Raw genomic sequence first — 18,818 nt, forward strand, 5'->3', positions numbered from 1 at the left:
CAGGGAGCATTTCCTGCAGCCTGTCGCACGGGGAGGGCGGCGGGATGGAGGGCTTGTTACAGTCGCAGCTTCAACCACCACAAAGGATTCCCGCCATGCGTACGCCACGTGCCTTACTTGCCCTCGCTGCCGTCGCCGCACTCGCCTCCCTGGGCGGCTGCGCCATCATCGTGTCGCCGAACGACGGCGACGTGCGCATGCGGACGGTGTTCAGCGACAGCGCGGTCGAGGGCGACGGCATTGCGGCGCGCGACCAGCGCCAGGTGGCTGCGCACGGTGAGCTGGAAGTGAGCGGTTCGATGCAGGTCGAGGTGCGCGTCGGCCCGGCGCCCTCGCTGCTGGTCGAAGCCGACGGTAACCTGCTGCCCTATATCCGCACCGAGGCGAGCGGCAATACGCTGAAGATCGCCAACGAGCGCAGCCTGCGCAGCAAGACGCCGGTACGGATCGTCTACACCACCCCGCGCCTGACCGAGGTACGCGCCTCGGGCTCGGGCCAGGTGGTGGTGTCGGGCCTGGACGGCGCACCGCTGGCGGTGCGCAAGAGCGGTTCGGGACAGGTGCGGCTGGCAGGGAAGGTCGACAGCCTGCAGGCGCGCGTGAGCGGTTCGGGCGTCCTCGATGCGGGTGAGCTGCGCAGTGCCAGCGCGGACCTGAGCCTGGCGGGTTCGGGTCGCATGAACATCGGCGAGATCCGCGGCGACTATGCGCGCGTCTCGGTGGCCGGTTCGGGCGTGCTGCAGGCCGGCGGCGCGGTGCGTTCGCTGAACGCGCGCGTCGCGGGCTCGGGCAGCGTCGACCTGGCGGGCCTGTCGACCCAGGACGCCGACCTGGCGGCCGACGGTTCGGGCGGGATCCGCGCCACCGTCAAGCAATCGCTGATTGCGCACGGCGGCGGGTCGGGCGGTATCCGGGTGTACGGGCATCCAGCCAGGAGCAGCGTCACGGGCCGTAACGTGCACCTGCTGGATTGATGGGGGGAGTTACAGCAGGTTGTCCAGCAGGTCCGGACCGAACACCTCGCGGTGCAGGCGGCTTGCGGGGGCACCTGCCGCCAGCAGGGCGTTCCACTGGGCCTGCATGAAGGGCAGCGGGCCGCACATGTAGACCTCGGTCTCGGTACGCGGCCACGACGGCAGGCGCTCCAGGTCCATCTTCCCTTTCAATACACCCGGCAGCTCGCCTTCCTCGTGGAAGCTCAGCACGTGCAGGTGCGGCATGCGCGCCTGGGCGGCGGCGACATCAGCCTGATGCGCGTGGTGGGCCGCGTTGCGGGCGGCATGGGCGAAGATCACGCGGCGTTCCGGATTCACCATCGCGATGCGGTTCAGCGCCGCGATCATCGGCGTGATGCCGACGCCGGCCGACAGCAGCACCACCGGCTCGTTCGATTCGGTATCCGGCAGGAAGTCGCCGAACGGATGGGTCACGTGCAGCACGTCGTCCACGTTGACATTGTCGTGCAGCCAGGTCGAGACCTCGCCGGCCGGGTGGGCGCCGCCATCCTCGCGTTTGACCGAGATACGCAGGCTGTCCTTGCCGTTCGCATCCGACAGGCTGTACTGGCGCAGCTGGCGACGGCCGTCCTTGAAGTCCACCGCCACGCTCACGTACTGGCCGGCCTTGAAGGCCGGCAGGGCGCCGCCGTCGAGCGGGACAAAGCGGATCGAGATCACGTTGTCGCTCTCGCGCACCACTTCCGTCACGCGCATCGCGCGGGTCTCGCCCGGCTGCACGCCGGCCTCTTCGTACATCTTCGCTTCCGCATCGATCAGCAGGCGCGCCAGCGAGGTATAGGCTTCTTCCCAGGCTTTCAATAGCGGCTCGGTGGCGGCATCGCCCAGCACGGTCTTGATCGCGCCGAGCAGGTGGTGGCCGACGATCGGGTAGTGGTCGGCACGGATGCCCACCGAGGCGTGCTTGTGCACGATGCGGCTCACCACCGGGCCGAGCGCCGCGGCGTTGCCGATGTTGGCGGCATACGCGAACACCGCCGACGCCAGCGATTGCTGCTGCGCGCCGCTGGCCTGGTTACCCATGTTGAACAGCTTCGTCAGCTCCGGATGGGCCGCGAACATGCTGCGGTAGAAGGTAGGGGTGATGGCCAGGCCGTGCTCGCGCAGGACGGGGACGGAGGCGTCGATGTAGGGGCGGGAAGCGCTCGAGATCATGGTGTTTTCCTTAATAGATGCATAGACAATGCATGTTTAAAGCTGAAAAAATGGTCCGGACTGGATGGGCTGATCCGTGCGGACGCAAGCATTCTACCAAAAGATGCTGAGCAAATGCATCTTTGAGCAAACATTTTTATTGCGAGAACTCAAAACCCCTATAATCGCTGGTTTGATTGGCGCTCTATCAAGCAGCCGAACCGAGACAAACCGCGCTGCGACAGGCCGCGCCACCAAAGGACTTGCCGTGAATCTGACCCTGGGCCAAAAGCTGATTCGTACCAAACAGGCTGAACGTCACCATGAAGACAGCAGCACCGGCGGTGGCCTGCAACGCTCGCTCAGCCTGTTTCCGTTGACGATGATCGGGGTCGGCGCCACCATCGGCACCGGTATCTTCTTCACCATGGTCGAGGCGGTGCCGAAGGCCGGTCCGGCCGTTATCCTGTCCTTCCTGCTGGCCGCCCTCACCGCCGGCCTGACCGCGCTGTGCTACGCCGAGCTGGCGGGCCGCGTTCCCGCCGCAGGTTCCTCGTATTCCTTCGCCTATGCGACCGTCGGCGAGTTCGCCGCCTTCATCGTGGCGGCCTGCCTGCTGCTCGAGTACGGTCTGGCCGGAAGCGCGGTGGCGATCGGCTGGTCGGACTACCTGAACAACTTCCTGGTGAACGCCTTCGGCTGGGAGATCCCGGCGCAGCTGCGTTCGCCGATGTTCGTGTCGGACCACCACAACGTCCACTTCAACCCGGGCAACTTCAACCTGCCGCCGGTGATCCTGGTGGCGATGTGCTGCATCCTGCTGATCCGCGGTACCAAGGAATCGGCGACCACCAACGCCATCATGGTGCTGGTCAAGCTGGCGATCCTGATCTTCTTCTCGGTGATCGCCTTCACCGGCTTCGACGCCGCCAATTTCACGCCTTTCTTCAGCCCCGACCCCGACAGCGGCTACGTGGGCATGGCCGGCGTGACCGCCGCCGCGGGCACCGTGTTCTTCTCCTTCATCGGCCTGGACACCATCGCCACCGCCGGCGAGGAAACCAACAACCCGCGCCGCAACGTGCCGATCGGGATCCTGGCCGCGCTGCTGATCGTGACCGTGTTCTACCTGCTGGTGGCCTTCGCCGCGATGGGCGCCCAGCCCGCGCGCATGTTCGCGGGCCAGGAAGCCGGCCTGTCGGTGATCCTGCAGAACGTCACCGGCCAGGCCTGGCCGGCCCTGGTGCTGTCGCTCGGCGCGGTGGTGTCGGTGTTCTCGGTGACCCTGGTGACGATCTACGGCCAGACCCGCATCCTGTATGCGATCAGCCGCGACGGCCTGATCCCGAAGACCTTCCAGAAGGTGAACAAGCGTACCCTGGCCCCGGTCAGCAACACCATCATCGTCTGCCTCGTGGTGGGCGCGGTGGCCGGCCTGGTCGACGCCACCTTCCTGTGGGACATGGTGAGCATGGGCACGCTGACCGCCTTCATCGTGGTGTCGATCGCGGTGCCGGTGATCCGCGCCAAGCAGGGCCGCGGCGAGCCAGGCAACTTCCGCGTGCCCTTCGGCCCTTACGTGATCCCCGGCCTGTCGGTGCTGGCCTGCCTGTACATCATGAAGGACCTGTCGCCGGCCACCTTCCGCGTATTCTTCATCTGGATGGGCGTGGCGGTGGCGACCTACTTCCTGTACAGCGTGCGCCACAGCCGCCTGAACAAGGCGCAGTAAGCGGAGTACCGGATTGGAGAATTTCGAAAGGCGGCGCGACCGCTTCGCATTGTTCGATGCGATGGAGAGCGCCGCGGTCAACATCTGCTTCCCGCTCGACTTGCCGGACTTCCGGCCCTGGTGCAAGGAACAGGGCCTGGCGCCTTTCCACGTGCTGCTGTGCGCCGTGCTGCGCGCGGTGCTGAAGGTCGAGAACTTCCGCTACCGCATCCTGGACGGCGACGTGATCCGCATCGACCGCCTGATCCCGTCCTTCACGGTGGTCAACCAGCACAATGACCTGAACTTCGCCCAGTTCGACTGGTCGGACGACTTGCGCGAGTTCGTCGCACGCGGCATCGCTGCGCGCGAGCAGGCGAGCAGCATGGCGGCCCTGAACATGGAATACGCCGCCAGGACGCCGCGCGAGGCCAGGGAGCAGGTTTTCGTCACCTGCATCCCCTGGCTGGCCTTCACCTCGATCCAGCATCCGAGCGCCTCGCTGGCGCAGCCGGACATTCCTTCGTTCGCGTGGGGGAAATTCAGGGATGGCGCACACGGCCGCCTCGAGCTGCCGTTCTCGGTGCAGGCCCACCACGGCTTCGTCGACGGCTTCCACATCCACCAGCTGGCGCAGCAGATCGCGGCCGAGCTGGAAGCGATGATGTGCTGATCCCCACGCGCCAATAAAAAAGCCACGCGGCCTTGCGGCGGCGTGGCTTCCTCATGCGTGGCGCCCGCAGGCGCCAGCAGGACGCTTTATTGCACGTTCATTTCCTTCAGCAGGTTGTCGGCCTTGTCCACATGCTTCATGTTCCACAGTATGTAGCGGCTGTCGACCTGGATCGAGCGGGTCATGGCCTTGTTGAAGTCCCAGTCCGAGATGATCGAATCCAGGGTGCCGTCGAAGGCCAGGCCGATCAGTTCGCCCTTCGAGTTCAGCGCAGCCGAACCCGAGTTGCCGCCGGTGATGTCCAGCGTCGCCAGGTAGTTGACCGGCACGGTCTTCAGCTTCGGATCGACGTACTTGCCGAAGTCCTTGGACTGGATCGCCGCCAGCTGGGCTGCCGGTGCGTTGAACTCGCCTTCGCCGGTGTGCTTGGCCACGATGCCTTTCGGGGTCGTGAACGCGGTCCAGGAACCGGTGCCGTCGGCGCCGACGTCACGGCCGGCGACCTTGCCGAAGGTGACGCGCAGGGTGCCGTTGGCGTCCGGGTAGACGGCCTGGCCGCGGCTGTTCATGTAGGCGATCTTGGCGCGCATGTAGTTGCCGTAGGCTTGCTGGATCTTGCCTGCCAGTTCCTCTTCCTTGGCTTCATCCTTCATGCCGGCGTCGTACATGGCGACGGCGGCCTTGATGAAGCTGTCGTTCGAAGCCTGGAATTCGGCCGGCGACTTCTTCAGCCACGCGCTGCGCTCTTCCTTGTTGGCCAGCTTGGAGCCGGCGTAGATGCGGTCCAGTGCGGCCTTCAGCTCGGCCTCGCTCATGCCGGCGCGCAGCCCCAGGGCGGCGTCGAAGGCGGCGTCATGCTCGGCGGCAGGCTGCGCGTTGTACTTGCTCAGGAAGTTCAGCACCAGCGCCTTGTCGACCTTTTCGTCGTAGGTGCGGTCCTGGCCGGCGATGACCGAGTTCCAGCGCGGCAGGTCGCGTTCCTGGAAGCCCGACTTGCGCTCGGCGTCCGGCTTGGTGCGCTCGTTGGCCAGGCGGTACAGCGAACGTGCCGAGGACAGGAACTTCGGCTGCGCGTAGCCCAGGTAGAAGCCCTTCTTGGCGTTGGCGTCGCGCTCGGCGATCAGCTTCTCGGCCTGCTCGATGTCGGCGGCGTACTGCGCCTTGCGGGCCGGGTTGGCGTTGACCCATGCCTTCAGGGCATTGTGCTCGGCCGTCTTACGCTGCAGGAAATCGCTGTTCGCGTACGAGGTCAGCATGCCCTTGCGGTTCTTGTAGTAGTTGTTGACGCTGGCGATCTGGCCGGCGTACTTCAGCTTGGCGGCCGGATCGGTCTTGGTCTCGCGCTCGATGATCGCCAGGGTCTCGCCCGATGCCGCAACAAACGCCGGGTAGTTCCAGTCGAAGGTCGAGGCGACTTCCGACGGCAGGCGGTGGCGGTTGGTGCGGCCCGGGTAGCCCAGCACCATCACGAAGTCGCCTTCCTTGGCGCTGGCGCTCGGGGCGGCGACCTTCAGCACGTGCTTCGGCTGGTAAGGCACGTTGTCCTTCGAGAACTCGGCGGCCTTGCCGTCCTTGCTCACGTAGGCGCGGTAGAAGCCGTAGTCGCCGGTGTGGCGCGGCCACATCCAGTTGTCGGTGTCGCCGCCGAACTTGCCGACGCCGGCCGGCGGTGCGTGCACCAGGCGCACGTCACGGATCTCGAGCTGCTTCAGGCGGTAGAACTCCAGGCCGCCGTAGTAGCTGGCCACGGTGCAGCGGTAGCCGGCCGACTGTTCGCACTCGGCCACCAGTTTCTTCTGGTTCTTCTCGATGGCGTCGATGCGCGCCTTGCCGCTCAGCTTGGCGACTTCCGGGGTGATGACCTGGCTGCTGACGTTCGCCACTTCCTCGGTCACGTAGACGCGGCTGCCCGGGGCGGCCGGCAGTTCTTCAGCGAAGGTCTTGGCCAGGAAGCCGTTGGCCAGCAGGTCGCGTTCCGGGGTCGAGTTGACCGCCACGCTGTTGTACACGCAGTGGTGGTTGGTGACCACCAGGCCCTGCGGCGAGACGAACGAGGCCGAGCAGCCGCCCAGGCTCACGATCGCGCCCATCGGGAATTCGGTCAGCTTGGTCAGGGTGGACGGATCCAGCTTGAGGCCGGCGGCTTTCAGTTGCTTGGCTACTTGTGGCAGCTGCTGCGGCATCCACATGCCTTCGTCCGCGTGTGCGGCGAAGCTGGTGAGGATGGCGAGCGAGAGGAGGGTCTTTTTCATTCGCGTCTGTCTGGTTGGGATGGGAACTCGTGGGCTCCGCGGAGCATCCGAGAGTATCCGTAATCCACATATGCATCGTCAACCAATATTTCGTTCAGACAAAGCGATACTTTTTTTCTCAAAAGAATGTGTTTACAACTGGGCGCTGATGAGCGAGCTGATGCTCGTCGTGATGCGATCCCACCATGAACGCTCGCGGAATTCGACCTTCGTTACCGGGTTCGCGCGGCGCCAGTCGTCCTCGAAAATGGCGCTCTGTTCGCGCGCGAAGCCTTCGTGCACGACATTCAGGTTGGCCTCGTCGTTGATGCTGAAGGAGCGGTTGTCGAAGTTGGTCGAGCCAACCGACACCAGCAGCTTGTCGACGATCAGCGCCTTCACGTGGTACATCGTGGGCTGGTATTCGGCCAGCTTCACGCCCGCGGCCAGCAGTTCGCCCCAGCGCTCGCGCGAGGCCGCCTTTACCAGGTCCGAGTCGATGATCTTGCCCGGCATCAGGATGCGTACGCGCACGCCGCGCTTCGCCGCCTCGATCAGGGTGCGGATGGTCAGGTCGTCGGGCACGAAATAAGCGGCCGCCAGGTCGATGGTCTTGCGCGCCGAGGTGATCGCCATCAGGTACATCAGGTGCATCGATTCGCTGCCGCCGGTCGGCGAACTGGAGAACATCTGGGCCGGCATGTCGCCCACGTGCTGCAGGGCCGGGAAATAATCGGGACCGTCGAGGACGGTGCCGGTGGCTTTCAGCCAGTTGTCGTTGAACACGGCCTGGACCTGGCCCACCACCGGGCCTTCGATGCGGAAATGGGTGTCGCGCCAGTGCTTTTCGTCCTGGGCATTGCCGCGCCACTGGTCGGCGATGCCGACCCCGCCGGTGTAGCCGACCTTGCCGTCGATCACCAGGAGCTTGCGGTGGGTGCGGTTGTTCAGGCGCGCCAGTTTCCACCAAACAGGCTTGTGGTAGCGCTGCACCTGCACGCCGGCCGCTTTCATCGCGTCGATCTGGGCCAGGTCCATTTTCACGCTGCCCATGAAGTCGAGCATCACGTGCACTTTCACTCCGGCGCGGGCGCGTTCCATCAGGGCATCGGCGAATTCGCGTCCGATCGACTCCGACCAGTAGATATAGGTTTCGAAGGTGATCGTTTTCTTGGCAGAGCGGATCGCTTCGAGCATGGAGGGAAAGATCTGGTCGCCGTTCAGCAGCGCCTCGACCTTGTTACCTTCAAGAATGGGCGGGCCGAGCAGGACGCCCAGCGAGCGGCGGAACTGCGGGTCGTTGGTATCGTACAGGCGGACCAGGCGGGCCTCGATCTGCTTTTCGCTCGGCATGAAATTGAGCGCGAGCACGCCTCCGACCAGGGTGAGGGCGGCCGTGACAAGGATGGTCCAGAATCGTTTGGGTGACATAAAGGGAATGCGGGCGTAAAAAAACCAACGCATGAAGCGTTGGTTTTTAGGAAGAGCACATCACTGCTGATTAACGAACACGGCCGCGACGCAGCAGGTTCACGATGGCCAGCAGGATGACAGCGCCCAGGAAGGAGACCAGCAGCGACGAGACGCTGAAGTCGTCGGAGTTGATGGTGCCCGAGCCGAACAGCGGCGACAGGAGCCAGCCACCCAGGAAGGCGCCAACGATACCAACCACGACATTGAGAATCATGCCCTGTTCTGCGTCGGTCTTCATGATCATGCTGGCGAGCCAGCCCAGAATGCCACCGACAACGATCCAAATGATGAATAACATGGTGTACCTCCTTCAAGTGTAAGAAAACATACCCCCAGGCCGATTGAATTGCCGTGGCCATGGAGAAAAGTCTAGAGACCAGTCCCCTTCAGGTCGGTGCGGCAACGAACGTTAGACGGCGAAACTCCAAGCCTGTTCTGGCATTCCGAACCGTCGAGCGAAAAGAAACGGGTAGGGTGCGTCAGCGAACAGAAGAGGTCCGGTGCGGGGAATAAGGTTTCAACACTTGCAATGTTTATCCGTTTGCAGGACCCAGCACCTGAACCTTCTGAAAGGATTCGCCATGAGTAACTACGATTCGAATAACAACCAAAACACCAATAAGAATTCCCGCATGGTCACCGGCCTGTTCCCCGACCGTGCCAGCGCAGAACGTGCCTATTCCTCGATCTCGACCCGTGGCTACACCAAGGACGACGTCAACCTGATGATGTCGGACGAAGCCCGCAAGACGCACTTCAAGGACACCGATACTGAACTGGGCAGCAAGGCCGCCGAAGGCGCCGGCATCGGCGCCGGCATCGGCGGCACCATCGGCGCCGTGCTGGCAGGCATCGCCGCTGTCGGCACCACCCTCGTACTCCCGGGGCTCGGCCTGGTGGTGGCCGGTCCGCTGGCAGCGGCACTGGCCGGCGCCGGCGCCGGCGGCCTCACCGGCGGCCTGATCGGCGCGCTGATCGGTGCCGGCATTCCGGAAGACCGCGCCGCACACTATGAAGAAGGCATCAAGCGCGGCGGCATCGTGATGGGCGTGAATGCCCGTTCGGACGAAGATGCCCGTCATATCGAACAATCCTTCACCGACAATGGCGGCAGCCACGTGATCGGCGCCGGCATCGGCGCGCTCGGCGGCGCGGCGCTTGGCGCAGGCATCGGTTCGGCGGCCGGCCCGATCGGCACCGTGGCGGGCGCCGCCATCGGTGCGGTCACCGGCGGCATGGCCGGCAAGGGCGTCGGCGAAGTCGTCAACCCGAAAGCGGGCGACGACCTGTCGGAACACTATCTGGCCAAGGGCGTCGGCGCCGGCAGCGGCGCGGCCGTGGGCGCGATGGCGGGTGCGGCGGCCGGCCCGATCGGCATGGCTGCCGGTGCGGTGGTCGGCGGCCTGGCGGGCGGCGCGGCCGGCCGTGGCGCGGGCGAAGTCGTGAACCCGAAAGCGGGCGACGACCTGAACGACCATAACCTGGCCCAGGGCGTGGGCGGTGCAGGCGGCGCAGCCGTCGGCGCGGCGGTTGGTTCGGTGGCGGGCCCGGTCGGCACCGCTGCGGGCGCGGTCATCGGCGGCCTGGCAGGCGGCGCGGCCGGCCAGGGTACGGGCGAAGTCGTCAACCCGAAACCGGGCGACGAACTGCGTGACCACCACCTGGGCACCGGCGTCGGCGCCGGCGCAGGTGCAGCGGTAGGCGGTTCGGTGATCGGCGGCGCAGTGGGCGGCCCGGTCGGCGCGGTGGTGGGTGCCGGCATCGGCGCGGCGGTCGGCGGCATGGCCGGCAAGGGCGTGGCCAAGATGGTCAACCCGGCGGAAGAAGACGCCCACTGGCGCGGCCAGTACCAGACCCAGCCGTACTACACCCCGGGTTACACCTACGATGACTATCAGCCAGCCTATGCGCTGGGCTACAACTCGGCCGGCCGCTATCCGGGCAGCTACGACATGCACGAGAACGAGCTGTCGAGCGAATGGGAACGCACCAAGGGCAATTCGCGCCTGAGCTGGGACCAGGCCAAGCACGCCTCGCGCGCTGCATGGCACAAGGTCGAGCGCGCCATTCCGGGTGATGCGGACCGCGACGGCCGCTAAGCAGCAGATTCGCTAGCGTAAAAAAAGCCTCGGTGCTTCACGGCACCGAGGCTTTTCCTTTTGGCGAAAGGGATTACTGCTTGACCGCTTCCACCTGGATCGCCAGCTTCACTTCCGGCGAGAAGGCCGGCAGGCCGAAGGTGACGCCGAAATCGCCGCGGTTGAACGTGGCGCTGGCATCGGCGCCGCACACTTCGCGCTTCAGGCGCGGGTGGTCGATGCACTTGAACTTGTTGATGGTCAGGGCCAGCGGCTTGGTCACGCCTTGCAGGGTCAGCTCGCCCTGGGCCGAGGTGGGCACGTCGCCGGTGAAGGTGATCGACTTGGCCTTGAAGGTCGCGGTCGGGAATTGGGCGACATCGAAGATGTCCGCCTTCTTGGCGTGCGCGTTCATGCCCTCGTGGCCGAAATCGATGGTGGTGGTGTCGATCACGATGTCGATGCTGCCGGTCTTGGCGGCGCGGTCCAGGGTGACGCTGCCCTCGGTCTTGTTGAACTTGCCGCGCCAGACCGAGATGCCCATGTGGTCGGCCTCGAAGCTCGGGTAGGTGTGGTTCGGGTCGATCTTGTAGGTGTCGGCGGCGAAAGCGAAGCCGGCGCCGAGGGTGCTCGAAGCGGCCAGGGCCGCGATCAGGTGCTTGATTTTCATTGAACTATTCCTTGCTGATGTGTTGAGTGTGGAGCTGCGTGTGGATTACTGGGCCGCGGCGACGCGGAACTTGATGACGACTTCATCGGCGACCATGCTCGTGTCTTTCCACTCGTCCTCGCCGATGTTGAAGGCCAGCCGCTTGATCGGCAACTGGCCCTCGAATACCTGTTTGCCCGCTTCCGTTTTCACGGTCAGGGGGAAGCGCACGTCGGCGCTGCGGCCCTTGATGGTCAGCTTGCCGCTGACGTTCAGCTTGCCCGCGCCGGCCGCGGCAATGCTCGAGGACACGAAGCTCGCCTTCGGGAACTGGGCGGTGTTGAACCACTCCTTCTTGGTGACTTCCTTGTTGTAGTCGGGATCGCCCAGGTCGAGGCTGGCGGTTTGAATCTCGACCGTCGCCTTCGAGGCGGCCGGCTTGGCGGCGTCATAGTCGATGTGCGCCGTGAACTGCTTGAACTTCGCCTCGACCGGCACGCCCATCTGCTTGAAGGTGGCCGTCACACTGCTTTTCGCAGGGTCGGTCTTCAGCACCGCGGCACCCGCGAAGGCAGTGGCGAACAGGGAGGCCAGCAGCAGGCCCTTGATTGTCTTCATGAGAACTCCTTACGCTTGGAAAAAGGCAGCATGCGCGCCATCACGCCGTCGCGGTCGACGAGCAGGTGCTTGAACGCAGCCGCCACGTGCACGCCGACCAGCGCGGCGAGCAGCATGTTGAGCCAGTAGTGGACATCCTTCAGCACCACTTTCAGGGCGGGGTCGGGACCGATCAGGACCGGCAGTTCGAGCACGCCGAACCAGACCACCGGATAGCCGGTCGACAGGCTGTAGAAGTAGCCGGACAGCGGCACCGCGAACATCAGGACGTACAGCAGCCAGTGCAGGCCATGGGCCGCGCCGCGCTGCCAGGCGGACATCTGGTCGGCGTAGGCGGGCGGGTGGCGGAACAGGCGCCACAGCAGGCGCAGGGCAGCCAGGGCGAGCACGGTGACGCCGGCCCACTTGTGCCAGTTGAAGTACTTCAGCTTGGCCGGCGTGATGCCGGGGATATCGGTCATGACCAGGCCGAGCGTGAACGTCCCGATGATCAGCAGCGCGATCAGCCAGTGCAGAACAATGGCCGGGATGGTATAGCGGGACATAAAATTTATATTTTGGAAAGTTGTACGCGTTAGAACTAACTATACCAGTCTTTACTTCCCGCTGCTGCCGGGAGTAATTTTTTCCGCTAAGTACACTAGCACGGAATGCAAAACATGCCCAGGCGCAGCAAGCAGAATGTAAAATCAGCAAACAACACCGTTATCACTAATTGCTGGCGGATACTTTTAATGCCGGGGAGTAAGCTATGCGCGCACCATCCTTTCTGTTTTCCCTGCGTCCCCCGCTGCGTCTGATTGCAAGCTGCTTCGGCGTGATGATGGCACTGCCGGCTGTTGCCGAAGAGCTCATGTCCGGGCGACCTGCCAGCCTGGCCGACCTGTCGATCGAAGAACTGGCAAACATCGAGATCACGTCCGTTTCCAAGAAGCCGGAGCGCCTGCTCGACGCGCCTGCCTCGGTGTTCGTCATCACCGGCGAAGATATCCGGCGCTCGGGGGCGCGCAGCCTGCCCGAAGCGCTGCGGCTCGCCCCCAACCTGCACGTGGGGCAGCGCTCCAGCTTCGGCTACGCGATCAGCGCACGCGGCCTCAACGGCAGCAGCAACAGCGCCCCCAACAAGCTGCTGGTGATGATCGACGGGCGCTCCGTATACGCGCCGCTGTTCTCGGGCGTGTTCTGGGACATGCAGGACCTGATGCTGGAAGACGTCGAGCGCATCGAGGTCATCAGCGGTCCGGGCGGCACCCTCTGGGGCGTCAACGCCGTCAACGGCGTCATCAACATTACCACGCGCCCGGCCGGGGCGACCCAGGGCGGCCTGGCGGTGCTGCGCGGGACCACCGATGGCGCCGATGCCGCATTCCGCCAGGGAGGGCAAAGCGGCGAGGCCAGCTGGCGCGTCTACGGCAAGGTGCTGCAGCGCTCGCATAGCGAGACGGAGGCGGGAGCACGCGTCAACGATGCCTGGCGCCAGGCCCAGCTCGGCTTCCGGACCGACTGGAAGCGCGGGGCGGACAGTGTCAGCGTGAATGGCAACGCGTATCGCGGCCGGCTTGAACAACCCGAGCCGGGCGAGATATCGGTCAGCGGCACCGCGCTCCGCCTGGGCGAGATCGATACCGAAGGCGCCAACCTGAGCGCGCGCTGGGAACATGCGCTGGCCGCCGGCGGGCAGCTGTCAGTGGAGGCCTATCTCGACTACACACGGCGCCAGGTGCCGCCCACCTTCACCGAATCGCTGCAGATCGCCGACCTGCAGGTCCAGCACACGCTGCCGGCCTGGGGCCGCCACAGCCTGGTGTGGGGAGCGAGCCTGCGCCACAGCTGGGACAAGGTGGCGAACAGCGAAGTGATCGCCTTCCTGCCGGCGCACACACAGCAGACCTGGGCCAGCCTGTTCGCCCAGGACGAGATCGCACTGAGGCCCGACCTGAGCCTGACCCTGGGTGGCCGCATCGAGCGCAACGACTATACCGGCAACGAATTCCTGCCCACCGCGCGCCTGTCCTGGCGCCTGGCGCCGCGCCACGCGCTGTGGAGCGCGCTGTCGCGCACCGTACGCGCACCGACCCGGCTCGACGTGGACGCCTTCATTCCCGGCCGCCCGCCCTATCTGCTGCGCGGCGGACCGCGCGTGCGGGCCGAAGTGGCGCGCGTGGTCGAAGTGGGCTACCGCGGCCAGCCGATGGACGGCCTGTCGACCACCGTCACGCTGTTCCATAACCAGTACGACCACCTGCGCACGCAGGAAGTCGATCCGACCCGGACCTTCATCACCTTCGACAGCCTGATGGAAGGGAAGGCGAGCGGCATCGAGATGTGGGGAAGCTACCAGATGACGGACGCCTGGCGCCTGTCGGCCGGCTTCACGGCGCTGCGCGAACGGCTGCACACGAAGCCGGGCAGCACCGACCGCGTGAGTCCCGGCACTGCCGGGAAAGATCCGGAGCATACGCTGCAGCTGCGCTCGCAGTACAGCTTCGACGACCGGCGCGAGCTGGACCTGGCGCTGCGCAAAGTGGCTGCGCTGGAGAACCCCGCGGTGCCCGCCTACTGGGCGCTCGACGCGCGTTTCGGCTGGCGCCTGGCGCCCAATCTGGCATTGTCGGTGGTGGGGCAGAACCTGAACGGCAGCCACGCCGAGTACGGCGCGGCCGGGACGCGGGCGGAAGTCGACCGCAGGCTGGGCGTGAAGCTGGAGTGGAGCTTGTAGGTGGAGGAGGAGGGGGCCGCGACCGGCCCCCTGCCGATCAGATGGCTTTTGCCAGCTGCGCGGCCAGGCCGGTGTAGTTCGCCGGCGTCATCTGCATCAGAAGATCCTTGGCCTCCTGCGGCACCGCCAGCTTGCCGATGAACTCCTGCAGCGCTTCGCGGGTGATGCCCTTGCCGCGGGTGAGTTCCTTCAGCTGCTCGTACGGGTTCTCGATGCCGTAGCGGCGCATCACGGTCTGCACCGGCTCGGCCAGCACTTCCCAGCTCGCGTCCAGGTCCGCTTCGAGACGGGCCGCATTCACTTCCAGCTTGTTCAGGCCGCGCAGGCAGCTGTCGTAGGCCAGCAGCGCGTAGCCGAAACCGACGCCGATGTTGCGCAGCACGGTCGAATCGGTCAGGTCGCGCTGCATGCGCGAGACCGGCAGCTTCTCGGCCATGTGGCGCAGCACCGCGTTGGCCAGGCCCAGGTTGCCCTCCGAGTTCTCGAAGTCGATCGGGTTGACCTTGTGCGGCATGGTCGACGAGCCGATCTCGCCGGCGCGCAGCTTCTGCTTGAAGTAGCCGAGCGAGACGTAGGTCCAGATGTCGCGGTTCAGGTCGAGCAGGATGGTGTTGGCGCGCGCGATGGCGTCGAACATCTCGGCCATGTAGTCGTGCGGCTCGATCTGGATGGTGTAGGGATTGAAGACCAGTCCCAGGCGGTTCTCGATGACCTCCTTCGAGAAGGCCGGCCAGTCGAAGCCCGGGTAGGCCGACAGGTGGGCGTTGTAGTTGCCGACCGCGCCGTTCATCTTGCCGAGGATCTCGACCGAGGCGATGCGCTGCACGGCGCGCTGCAGGCGCGCGACCACGTTGGCGAATTCCTTGCCGAGGGTGGTCGGGCTGGCGGTCTGGCCGTGGGTGCGCGACAGCATCGGCAGCGCCGCATTGGTGTGGGCGATCTCGGTCAGCTTGGCGATGATGTTCTGCAGGGCCGGCAGCAGCACGCCGTCGCGCGCGCTCTTGAGCATCATGCCGTGCGAGGTGTTGTTGATGTCTTCCGAGGTGCAGCCGAAGTGGATGAATTCGCTCGCCGCGACCAGCTCCGGCACGTCCTTCACCTGCTCCTTGAGCCAGTACTCCACTGCCTTGACGTCATGGTTGGTGACCGCCTCGATCTCCTTGATGCGCGCCGCCTCGGCATCGCCGAAGTTCGCGGCCATGCGTTCGAGGTGAGCGTTCGCTTCCGCGGAGAACGGCTTGATCTCCGGGAAGCCGGCCTGCGACAGCGCCTGCAGCCAGGCGATTTCGACTTTCACGCGGTGGTGCATGAAGCCCGCTTCCGACAGGATCGGGCGCAGCTTGTCGGTTTTCGACGCGTAGCGGCCATCCAGCGGGGACAGGGCCGACAGGGTAGCCGATTGGGCAGATGAGGGAACGGTAGAGGTCATGGCGGGCGGTCCGTGCAAAAACGCGGATTTTACCACCGGGTGGCTTCCCCGGCTTTGCGCGCGCGGCCACGCCGGCCGGCCGCGACGCTACTTTGGCGCAGACAAGCGCCGAAACGGCGATGCTATACTGGCATCCAATCTTCTACTCCGGGCATGTATGAAACTCATCGGTTCCCTCACCAGTCCCTATGTGCGCAAAGTCCGTGTCGTCATGGCGGACAAGAAGCTCGACTTCAGTTTTGAACAGGAAAACGTCTGGGGTCCGGAAACCACCATCCAGGAAGTCAACCCGCTGGGCAAGGTTCCCTGCCTGATCATGGAAGACGGCAGCACGCTGTACGACTCGCGCGTGATCGCCGAATACCTCGACACCATCTCCCCGGTCTGCAAGCTGCTGCCGCCGAACGGCCGTGACCGTGCCGAAGTCAAGCTATGGGAAGCGCTGGCCGACGGCGTCATCGAGGCTGCCGTCCTGGTCTTCGTCGAGCGGCGCGATCGTGCGCCGGAGCTGCAGAGCGCGAAGTGGATCGAACGTCAATTGGGCAAGATGCACGCAGGCCTGCACGAGATGTCCGCCAAACTGGGCGATTCGGCTTGGTGCATGGGCATCCACTACACGCTGGCCGACGTCGCCGTCGGTTGCGCACTGGGCTGGCTGGCCCTGCGCTTCCCCGAGATCGGCTGGCGCGGCGATTACCCGAACCTGGCGCGCCTGGCCGATAAACTCGCCGAACGTCCTTCGTTCCGCGACACTGCGCCTCCAGTCGCGTGAGCACCGTCATCTTCGGCGAGGCGCTGGTCGACGACTTCAGCACCGAGCAGGTGGTCGGCGGCGCGCCCTTCAACGTGGCGCGCCACCTGGCCGCCTTCATGGCGCCGCAGCTGATGATCACCCGCATCGGCAAGGACAAGCCTGGCCTGGCGGTGCGCGCCGAATTCGAGCGCTTCGCGATGAGCGAAGCCGGGCTGCAGCTCGACGCCATCGAGGAGACCGGCCGCGTGCTGGTCGAACGCGGCGCGCGCGGCGGCCACCGCTTCACGATCCTGCCGAACCAGGCCTACGATTTCATCGACCGCACCCAGGCCCGGGCAGCGCTCGACCAGGCGCAGCCCGGCATCTTCTATTACGGCACCCTGGCCCAGCGCAACGAGCGCTCGCGCGCCACCCTGATGTCCCTGCTCGGGACCACGGCGGCGCTGCGCTACCTCGACCTGAACCTGCGCGAGGGCCAGGTGGACGAGCGCGTCGTCACGCGCTCGCTGCAGGAAGCGAATATCGCCAAGGTCAACGAGGAAGAACTGCAGGCCCTGTTCGGCTGGTATTTCCAGATCAAGGCGGATGCGCCGGCAATGTCGGCCGACGAGGTGCGCGCCTCGTGCCAGGCGCTGCTGCAGATGTTCTCGCTCGATGCGCTGATCGTCACGCTGGGCCACCGCGGCTCGGTCTACTTCAGCGCGGACGGGAACGTGCTCATGCACCGCGATAACCCGGCGCCGCCCTTCGTGATCGACACGGTCGGCGCGGGCGATGCCTTCTCGGCGATTTTCCTGCTGGGGAAGATGCGGGGCTGGCCGCTCGATGTGTCGCTGGCCAGGGCCAACGAGTTCGCGGGAGCGATCTGCGCGATCCCGGGCGCGGTGCCGCGGGATCTCGGCTTGTATGACCAGTGGATGAGGAAGTGGCGCCAGGCTGAAGAGCCGGCGCGGTTTACTCGCTGATCTGGCTCTGCAGGTAGTTCTGGATGCCGACCTTCACGATCAGGTCCAGCTGCGTCTCCAGCCACTCGATATGCTCCTCGGTATCCTCGAGGATCATCAGGAACAGGTCGCGGGTCACGTAGTCCGCCGCCGCTTCCGCCGCCGCGATGCCTTCCTTGACCGTCACCTGGGCCGCGCGCTCGAGCTTCAGGTCGCATTCCAGCATTTCCTGGGTCGATTCACCGATGAGCAGCTTGTGCAGCGCCTGCAGGTTCGGCAGGCCGTCGAGCATCAGGATGCGGTCGATCAGCTTGTCGGCATGCTTCATCTCGCCGATCGATTCGTCGTATTCCTTCTTCGCCAGCTTGCCGAAGCCCCAGTGGCGGTACATGCGCGCATGCAGGAAGTACTGGTTGACTGCGGTGAGTTCGTTGGTCAGCTGCGCGTTGAGCAGACGGATGATGTTGGGATCGCCCTTCATGGAATGCTTTCGGTGATGTTGGATAGACACCATGATAGCAAACAAGCTGTCGGAAATCGGCTAAAAACCGGCGAAAATCCCGAAAAAACCGCCTCAAAAGCAGGGAAAATCATCGAAATGCGCCGTAATAGTAAGCGTTCTCGTTCCATCGCGAGAACGCTTCTCACTACGAAAAAAAACCCCGCACATGGCGGGGCAGGAGAGAGCCGATTTTGCCTCAGGCCGCTTGGGGAACGCGGCGCACTTCGGTGATCGTGGTCTTGCTGTCCAGGTGTTCGTTGAGAACTTCGCGTGCATAGCTGACGCATTTACCGCACATGGTGCCGACGCCCAGTTCCTTGTGCAGTTCGGCGACCGAGGAGATGCCGAGGTCGACCGCCTGGCGGATTTCGCGGTCAGAAATGTTGTTGCAAACACAGACGATCATCGTTGCGGCTCCTTGCCATTATCATCACATGAATGAGAATCAATCTCATTCGTGTTCTATTCTGCTGAAACTCGGCGGCGTTTGCAACTGATTTTTGTGATGTGCGCGCAAATTCAGGCGAGAATGATCACCCTGCAAATAGAAATAATTCGCATTTAGGTTTATCATGCACATATCTGTCTCATCAGCGCTACATATGTAGTCCTACTATCCGGACGCGACCATGACCTTAGCTCCCAGCCTCACCACCCTCGACGCCCTCCAGCCTGGCCAGAGCGCCACTGTGATCCACCTTGCACCGGCGGAGCAGCAGGGCGCCGGCGACGTCCAGCGCCGCCTGATGGAACTCGGCTTCGTACCGGGCGAGCGCATCCGCGTGCTCAAGCGCGTGCTGGGCGGCCCGCTGGCGGTCAAGGTCGGCGAGTCCACCTTCGCCTTGCGCCGCTTCGAAGCGGCCCTCGTGTCGATCAAGCCGGAATAA

General features: G+C 64.8%; 18 protein-coding genes. 8 read left to right on the forward strand and 10 right to left on the reverse strand.

Going from position 1 to position 18,818, the window contains the following annotated elements; translation table 11 throughout:
- Window positions 1–95 precede the first annotated feature (95 nt).
- Window positions 96–974, forward strand: a complete 879-nt coding sequence (locus ACSQ25_RS01545; protein WP_436103953.1) for a head GIN domain-containing protein — start codon at window positions 96–98, stop codon at window positions 972–974.
- Between the two features lie 9 nt (window positions 975–983).
- On the opposite strand, the gene ACSQ25_RS01550 is transcribed toward ACSQ25_RS01545, so the two are convergent.
- Entirely contained in the window at window positions 984–2,171 is a 1,188-nt protein-coding gene (locus tag ACSQ25_RS01550; RefSeq protein WP_436103954.1) for a globin domain-containing protein, read from the reverse strand.
- 247 nt (window positions 2,172–2,418) lie between these two features.
- Between ACSQ25_RS01550 and ACSQ25_RS01555 the strand changes: the two genes are divergently transcribed.
- Together ACSQ25_RS01555 and ACSQ25_RS01560 are read left to right on the forward strand one after the other, a co-directional pair.
- Window positions 2,419–3,882 carry an APC family permease gene (locus ACSQ25_RS01555; protein ID WP_436103955.1) on the forward strand — a complete coding sequence of 488 codons (1,464 nt, stop codon included), beginning with the start codon at window positions 2,419–2,421 and terminating at the stop codon, window positions 3,880–3,882.
- A 13-nt stretch (window positions 3,883–3,895) separates the two neighbouring features.
- The gene (locus tag ACSQ25_RS01560) at window positions 3,896–4,534 is read left to right on the forward strand and encodes a CatA-like O-acetyltransferase (protein ID WP_436103956.1); all 639 of its coding nucleotides are present in this window, start codon (window positions 3,896–3,898) and stop codon (window positions 4,532–4,534) included.
- Window positions 4,535–4,620: 86 nt separating this feature from the next.
- Here the strand turns inward: ACSQ25_RS01560 and ACSQ25_RS01565 are convergent, their stop codons facing one another.
- The 3 genes from ACSQ25_RS01565 to ACSQ25_RS01575 form a co-directional block, all read right to left on the reverse strand.
- Window positions 4,621–6,786 carry a S46 family peptidase gene (locus ACSQ25_RS01565; RefSeq protein WP_436103957.1) on the reverse strand — a complete coding sequence of 722 codons (2,166 nt, stop codon included), beginning with the start codon at window positions 6,784–6,786 and terminating at the stop codon, window positions 4,621–4,623.
- Between the two features lie 132 nt (window positions 6,787–6,918).
- Window positions 6,919–8,196, reverse strand: coding sequence for a cardiolipin synthase (gene cls / locus ACSQ25_RS01570; protein WP_436103958.1), 1,278 nt, complete (start codon window positions 8,194–8,196; stop codon window positions 6,919–6,921).
- A gap of 70 nt (window positions 8,197–8,266) precedes the next feature.
- The gene (locus ACSQ25_RS01575; RefSeq protein ID WP_436103959.1) at window positions 8,267–8,536 is read right to left on the reverse strand and encodes a GlsB/YeaQ/YmgE family stress response membrane protein; all 270 of its coding nucleotides are present in this window, start codon (window positions 8,534–8,536) and stop codon (window positions 8,267–8,269) included.
- A gap of 283 nt (window positions 8,537–8,819) precedes the next feature.
- Between ACSQ25_RS01575 and ACSQ25_RS01580 the strand changes: the two genes are divergently transcribed.
- Complete coding sequence (locus tag ACSQ25_RS01580; RefSeq protein WP_436103960.1) at window positions 8,820–10,337, forward strand: hypothetical protein; 1,518 nt, start codon at window positions 8,820–8,822, stop codon at window positions 10,335–10,337.
- A gap of 73 nt (window positions 10,338–10,410) precedes the next feature.
- On the opposite strand, the gene ACSQ25_RS01585 is transcribed toward ACSQ25_RS01580, so the two are convergent.
- Genes ACSQ25_RS01585 through ACSQ25_RS01595 form a run of 3 tightly spaced genes read right to left on the reverse strand, consistent with a single transcriptional unit; the run spans window position 10,411 to window position 12,128 of the window.
- Window positions 10,411–10,986: a YceI family protein gene (locus ACSQ25_RS01585; protein WP_436103961.1), complete on the reverse strand. Its 576-nt coding sequence runs from the start codon at window positions 10,984–10,986 to the stop codon at window positions 10,411–10,413.
- Window positions 10,987–11,031: 45 nt separating this feature from the next.
- Window positions 11,032–11,583: a YceI family protein gene (locus ACSQ25_RS01590; protein WP_436103962.1), complete on the reverse strand. Its 552-nt coding sequence runs from the start codon at window positions 11,581–11,583 to the stop codon at window positions 11,032–11,034.
- Entirely contained in the window at window positions 11,580–12,128 is a 549-nt protein-coding gene (locus ACSQ25_RS01595; RefSeq protein ID WP_436103963.1) for a cytochrome b, read from the reverse strand. The genes ACSQ25_RS01590 and ACSQ25_RS01595 overlap by 4 nt, the downstream gene beginning before the upstream one ends.
- Before the next feature lie 308 nt (window positions 12,129–12,436).
- Here ACSQ25_RS01595 and ACSQ25_RS01600 point away from each other — a divergent pair, with 308 nt between their 5' ends.
- Window positions 12,437–14,302, forward strand: coding sequence for a TonB-dependent receptor plug domain-containing protein (locus ACSQ25_RS01600; protein WP_436103964.1), 1,866 nt, complete (start codon window positions 12,437–12,439; stop codon window positions 14,300–14,302).
- 37 nt (window positions 14,303–14,339) lie between these two features.
- Here the strand turns inward: ACSQ25_RS01600 and purB are convergent, their stop codons facing one another.
- Entirely contained in the window at window positions 14,340–15,731 is a 1,392-nt protein-coding gene (gene purB / locus ACSQ25_RS01605; protein WP_436103965.1) for an adenylosuccinate lyase, read from the reverse strand.
- A 157-nt stretch (window positions 15,732–15,888) separates the two neighbouring features.
- On the opposite strand from purB, the gene ACSQ25_RS01610 reads away from it, so the two are divergent.
- Both ACSQ25_RS01610 and ACSQ25_RS01615 read left to right on the forward strand, forming a co-directional pair.
- A complete protein-coding gene (locus ACSQ25_RS01610; protein ID WP_436103966.1) occupies window positions 15,889–16,503 on the forward strand; it encodes a glutathione S-transferase N-terminal domain-containing protein in 615 nt (204 codons plus the stop codon).
- Window positions 16,500–17,450 carry a PfkB family carbohydrate kinase gene (locus ACSQ25_RS01615; protein WP_436103967.1) on the forward strand — a complete coding sequence of 317 codons (951 nt, stop codon included), beginning with the start codon at window positions 16,500–16,502 and terminating at the stop codon, window positions 17,448–17,450. The genes ACSQ25_RS01610 and ACSQ25_RS01615 overlap by 4 nt, the downstream gene beginning before the upstream one ends.
- On the opposite strand, the gene bfr is transcribed toward ACSQ25_RS01615, so the two are convergent.
- Together bfr and ACSQ25_RS01625 are read right to left on the reverse strand one after the other, a co-directional pair.
- A complete protein-coding gene (bfr, locus tag ACSQ25_RS01620) occupies window positions 17,440–17,910 on the reverse strand; it encodes a bacterioferritin (protein WP_436103968.1) in 471 nt (156 codons plus the stop codon). The two genes, ACSQ25_RS01615 and bfr, sit on opposite strands and share 11 nt — an antisense overlap.
- A 217-nt stretch (window positions 17,911–18,127) precedes the next feature.
- Window positions 18,128–18,337: a (2Fe-2S)-binding protein gene (locus tag ACSQ25_RS01625; RefSeq protein WP_258827121.1), complete on the reverse strand. Its 210-nt coding sequence runs from the start codon at window positions 18,335–18,337 to the stop codon at window positions 18,128–18,130.
- Between the two features lie 223 nt (window positions 18,338–18,560).
- On the opposite strand from ACSQ25_RS01625, the gene ACSQ25_RS01630 reads away from it, so the two are divergent.
- Window positions 18,561–18,818, forward strand: a complete 258-nt coding sequence (locus ACSQ25_RS01630) for a FeoA family protein (protein ID WP_436103969.1) — start codon at window positions 18,561–18,563, stop codon at window positions 18,816–18,818.

This window comes from Massilia sp. LjRoot122, assembly GCF_964252725.1.
GTDB lineage: Bacteria > Pseudomonadota > Gammaproteobacteria > Burkholderiales > Burkholderiaceae_D > Telluria.

What these genes read in the sequence shown, in the direction of transcription:
- ACSQ25_RS01545 (WP_436103953.1), top strand. Translation starts at nt 96, where the DNA reads ATGCGTACGCCACGTGCCTTACTTGCCCTCGCTGCCGTCGCCGCACTC.
- ACSQ25_RS01550 (WP_436103954.1), bottom strand. Translation starts at nt 2,171, where the DNA reads ATGATCTCGAGCGCTTCCCGCCCCTACATCGACGCCTCCGTCCCCGTC.
- ACSQ25_RS01565 (WP_436103957.1), bottom strand. Translation starts at nt 6,786, where the DNA reads ATGAAAAAGACCCTCCTCTCGCTCGCCATCCTCACCAGCTTCGCCGCA.
- cls (WP_436103958.1), bottom strand. Translation starts at nt 8,196, where the DNA reads ATGTCACCCAAACGATTCTGGACCATCCTTGTCACGGCCGCCCTCACC.
- ACSQ25_RS01575 (WP_436103959.1), bottom strand. Translation starts at nt 8,536, where the DNA reads ATGTTATTCATCATTTGGATCGTTGTCGGTGGCATTCTGGGCTGGCTC.
- ACSQ25_RS01580 (WP_436103960.1), top strand. Translation starts at nt 8,820, where the DNA reads ATGAGTAACTACGATTCGAATAACAACCAAAACACCAATAAGAATTCC.
- ACSQ25_RS01585 (WP_436103961.1), bottom strand. Translation starts at nt 10,986, where the DNA reads ATGAAAATCAAGCACCTGATCGCGGCCCTGGCCGCTTCGAGCACCCTC.
- ACSQ25_RS01590 (WP_436103962.1), bottom strand. Translation starts at nt 11,583, where the DNA reads ATGAAGACAATCAAGGGCCTGCTGCTGGCCTCCCTGTTCGCCACTGCC.
- ACSQ25_RS01595 (WP_436103963.1), bottom strand. Translation starts at nt 12,128, where the DNA reads ATGTCCCGCTATACCATCCCGGCCATTGTTCTGCACTGGCTGATCGCG.
- ACSQ25_RS01600 (WP_436103964.1), top strand. Translation starts at nt 12,437, where the DNA reads ATGTCCGGGCGACCTGCCAGCCTGGCCGACCTGTCGATCGAAGAACTG.
- purB (WP_436103965.1), bottom strand. Translation starts at nt 15,731, where the DNA reads ATGACCTCTACCGTTCCCTCATCTGCCCAATCGGCTACCCTGTCGGCC.
- ACSQ25_RS01610 (WP_436103966.1), top strand. Translation starts at nt 15,889, where the DNA reads ATGAAACTCATCGGTTCCCTCACCAGTCCCTATGTGCGCAAAGTCCGT.
- bfr (WP_436103968.1), bottom strand. Translation starts at nt 17,910, where the DNA reads ATGAAGGGCGATCCCAACATCATCCGTCTGCTCAACGCGCAGCTGACC.
- ACSQ25_RS01625 (WP_258827121.1), bottom strand. Translation starts at nt 18,337, where the DNA reads ATGATCGTCTGTGTTTGCAACAACATTTCTGACCGCGAAATCCGCCAG.
- ACSQ25_RS01630 (WP_436103969.1), top strand. Translation starts at nt 18,561, where the DNA reads ATGACCTTAGCTCCCAGCCTCACCACCCTCGACGCCCTCCAGCCTGGC.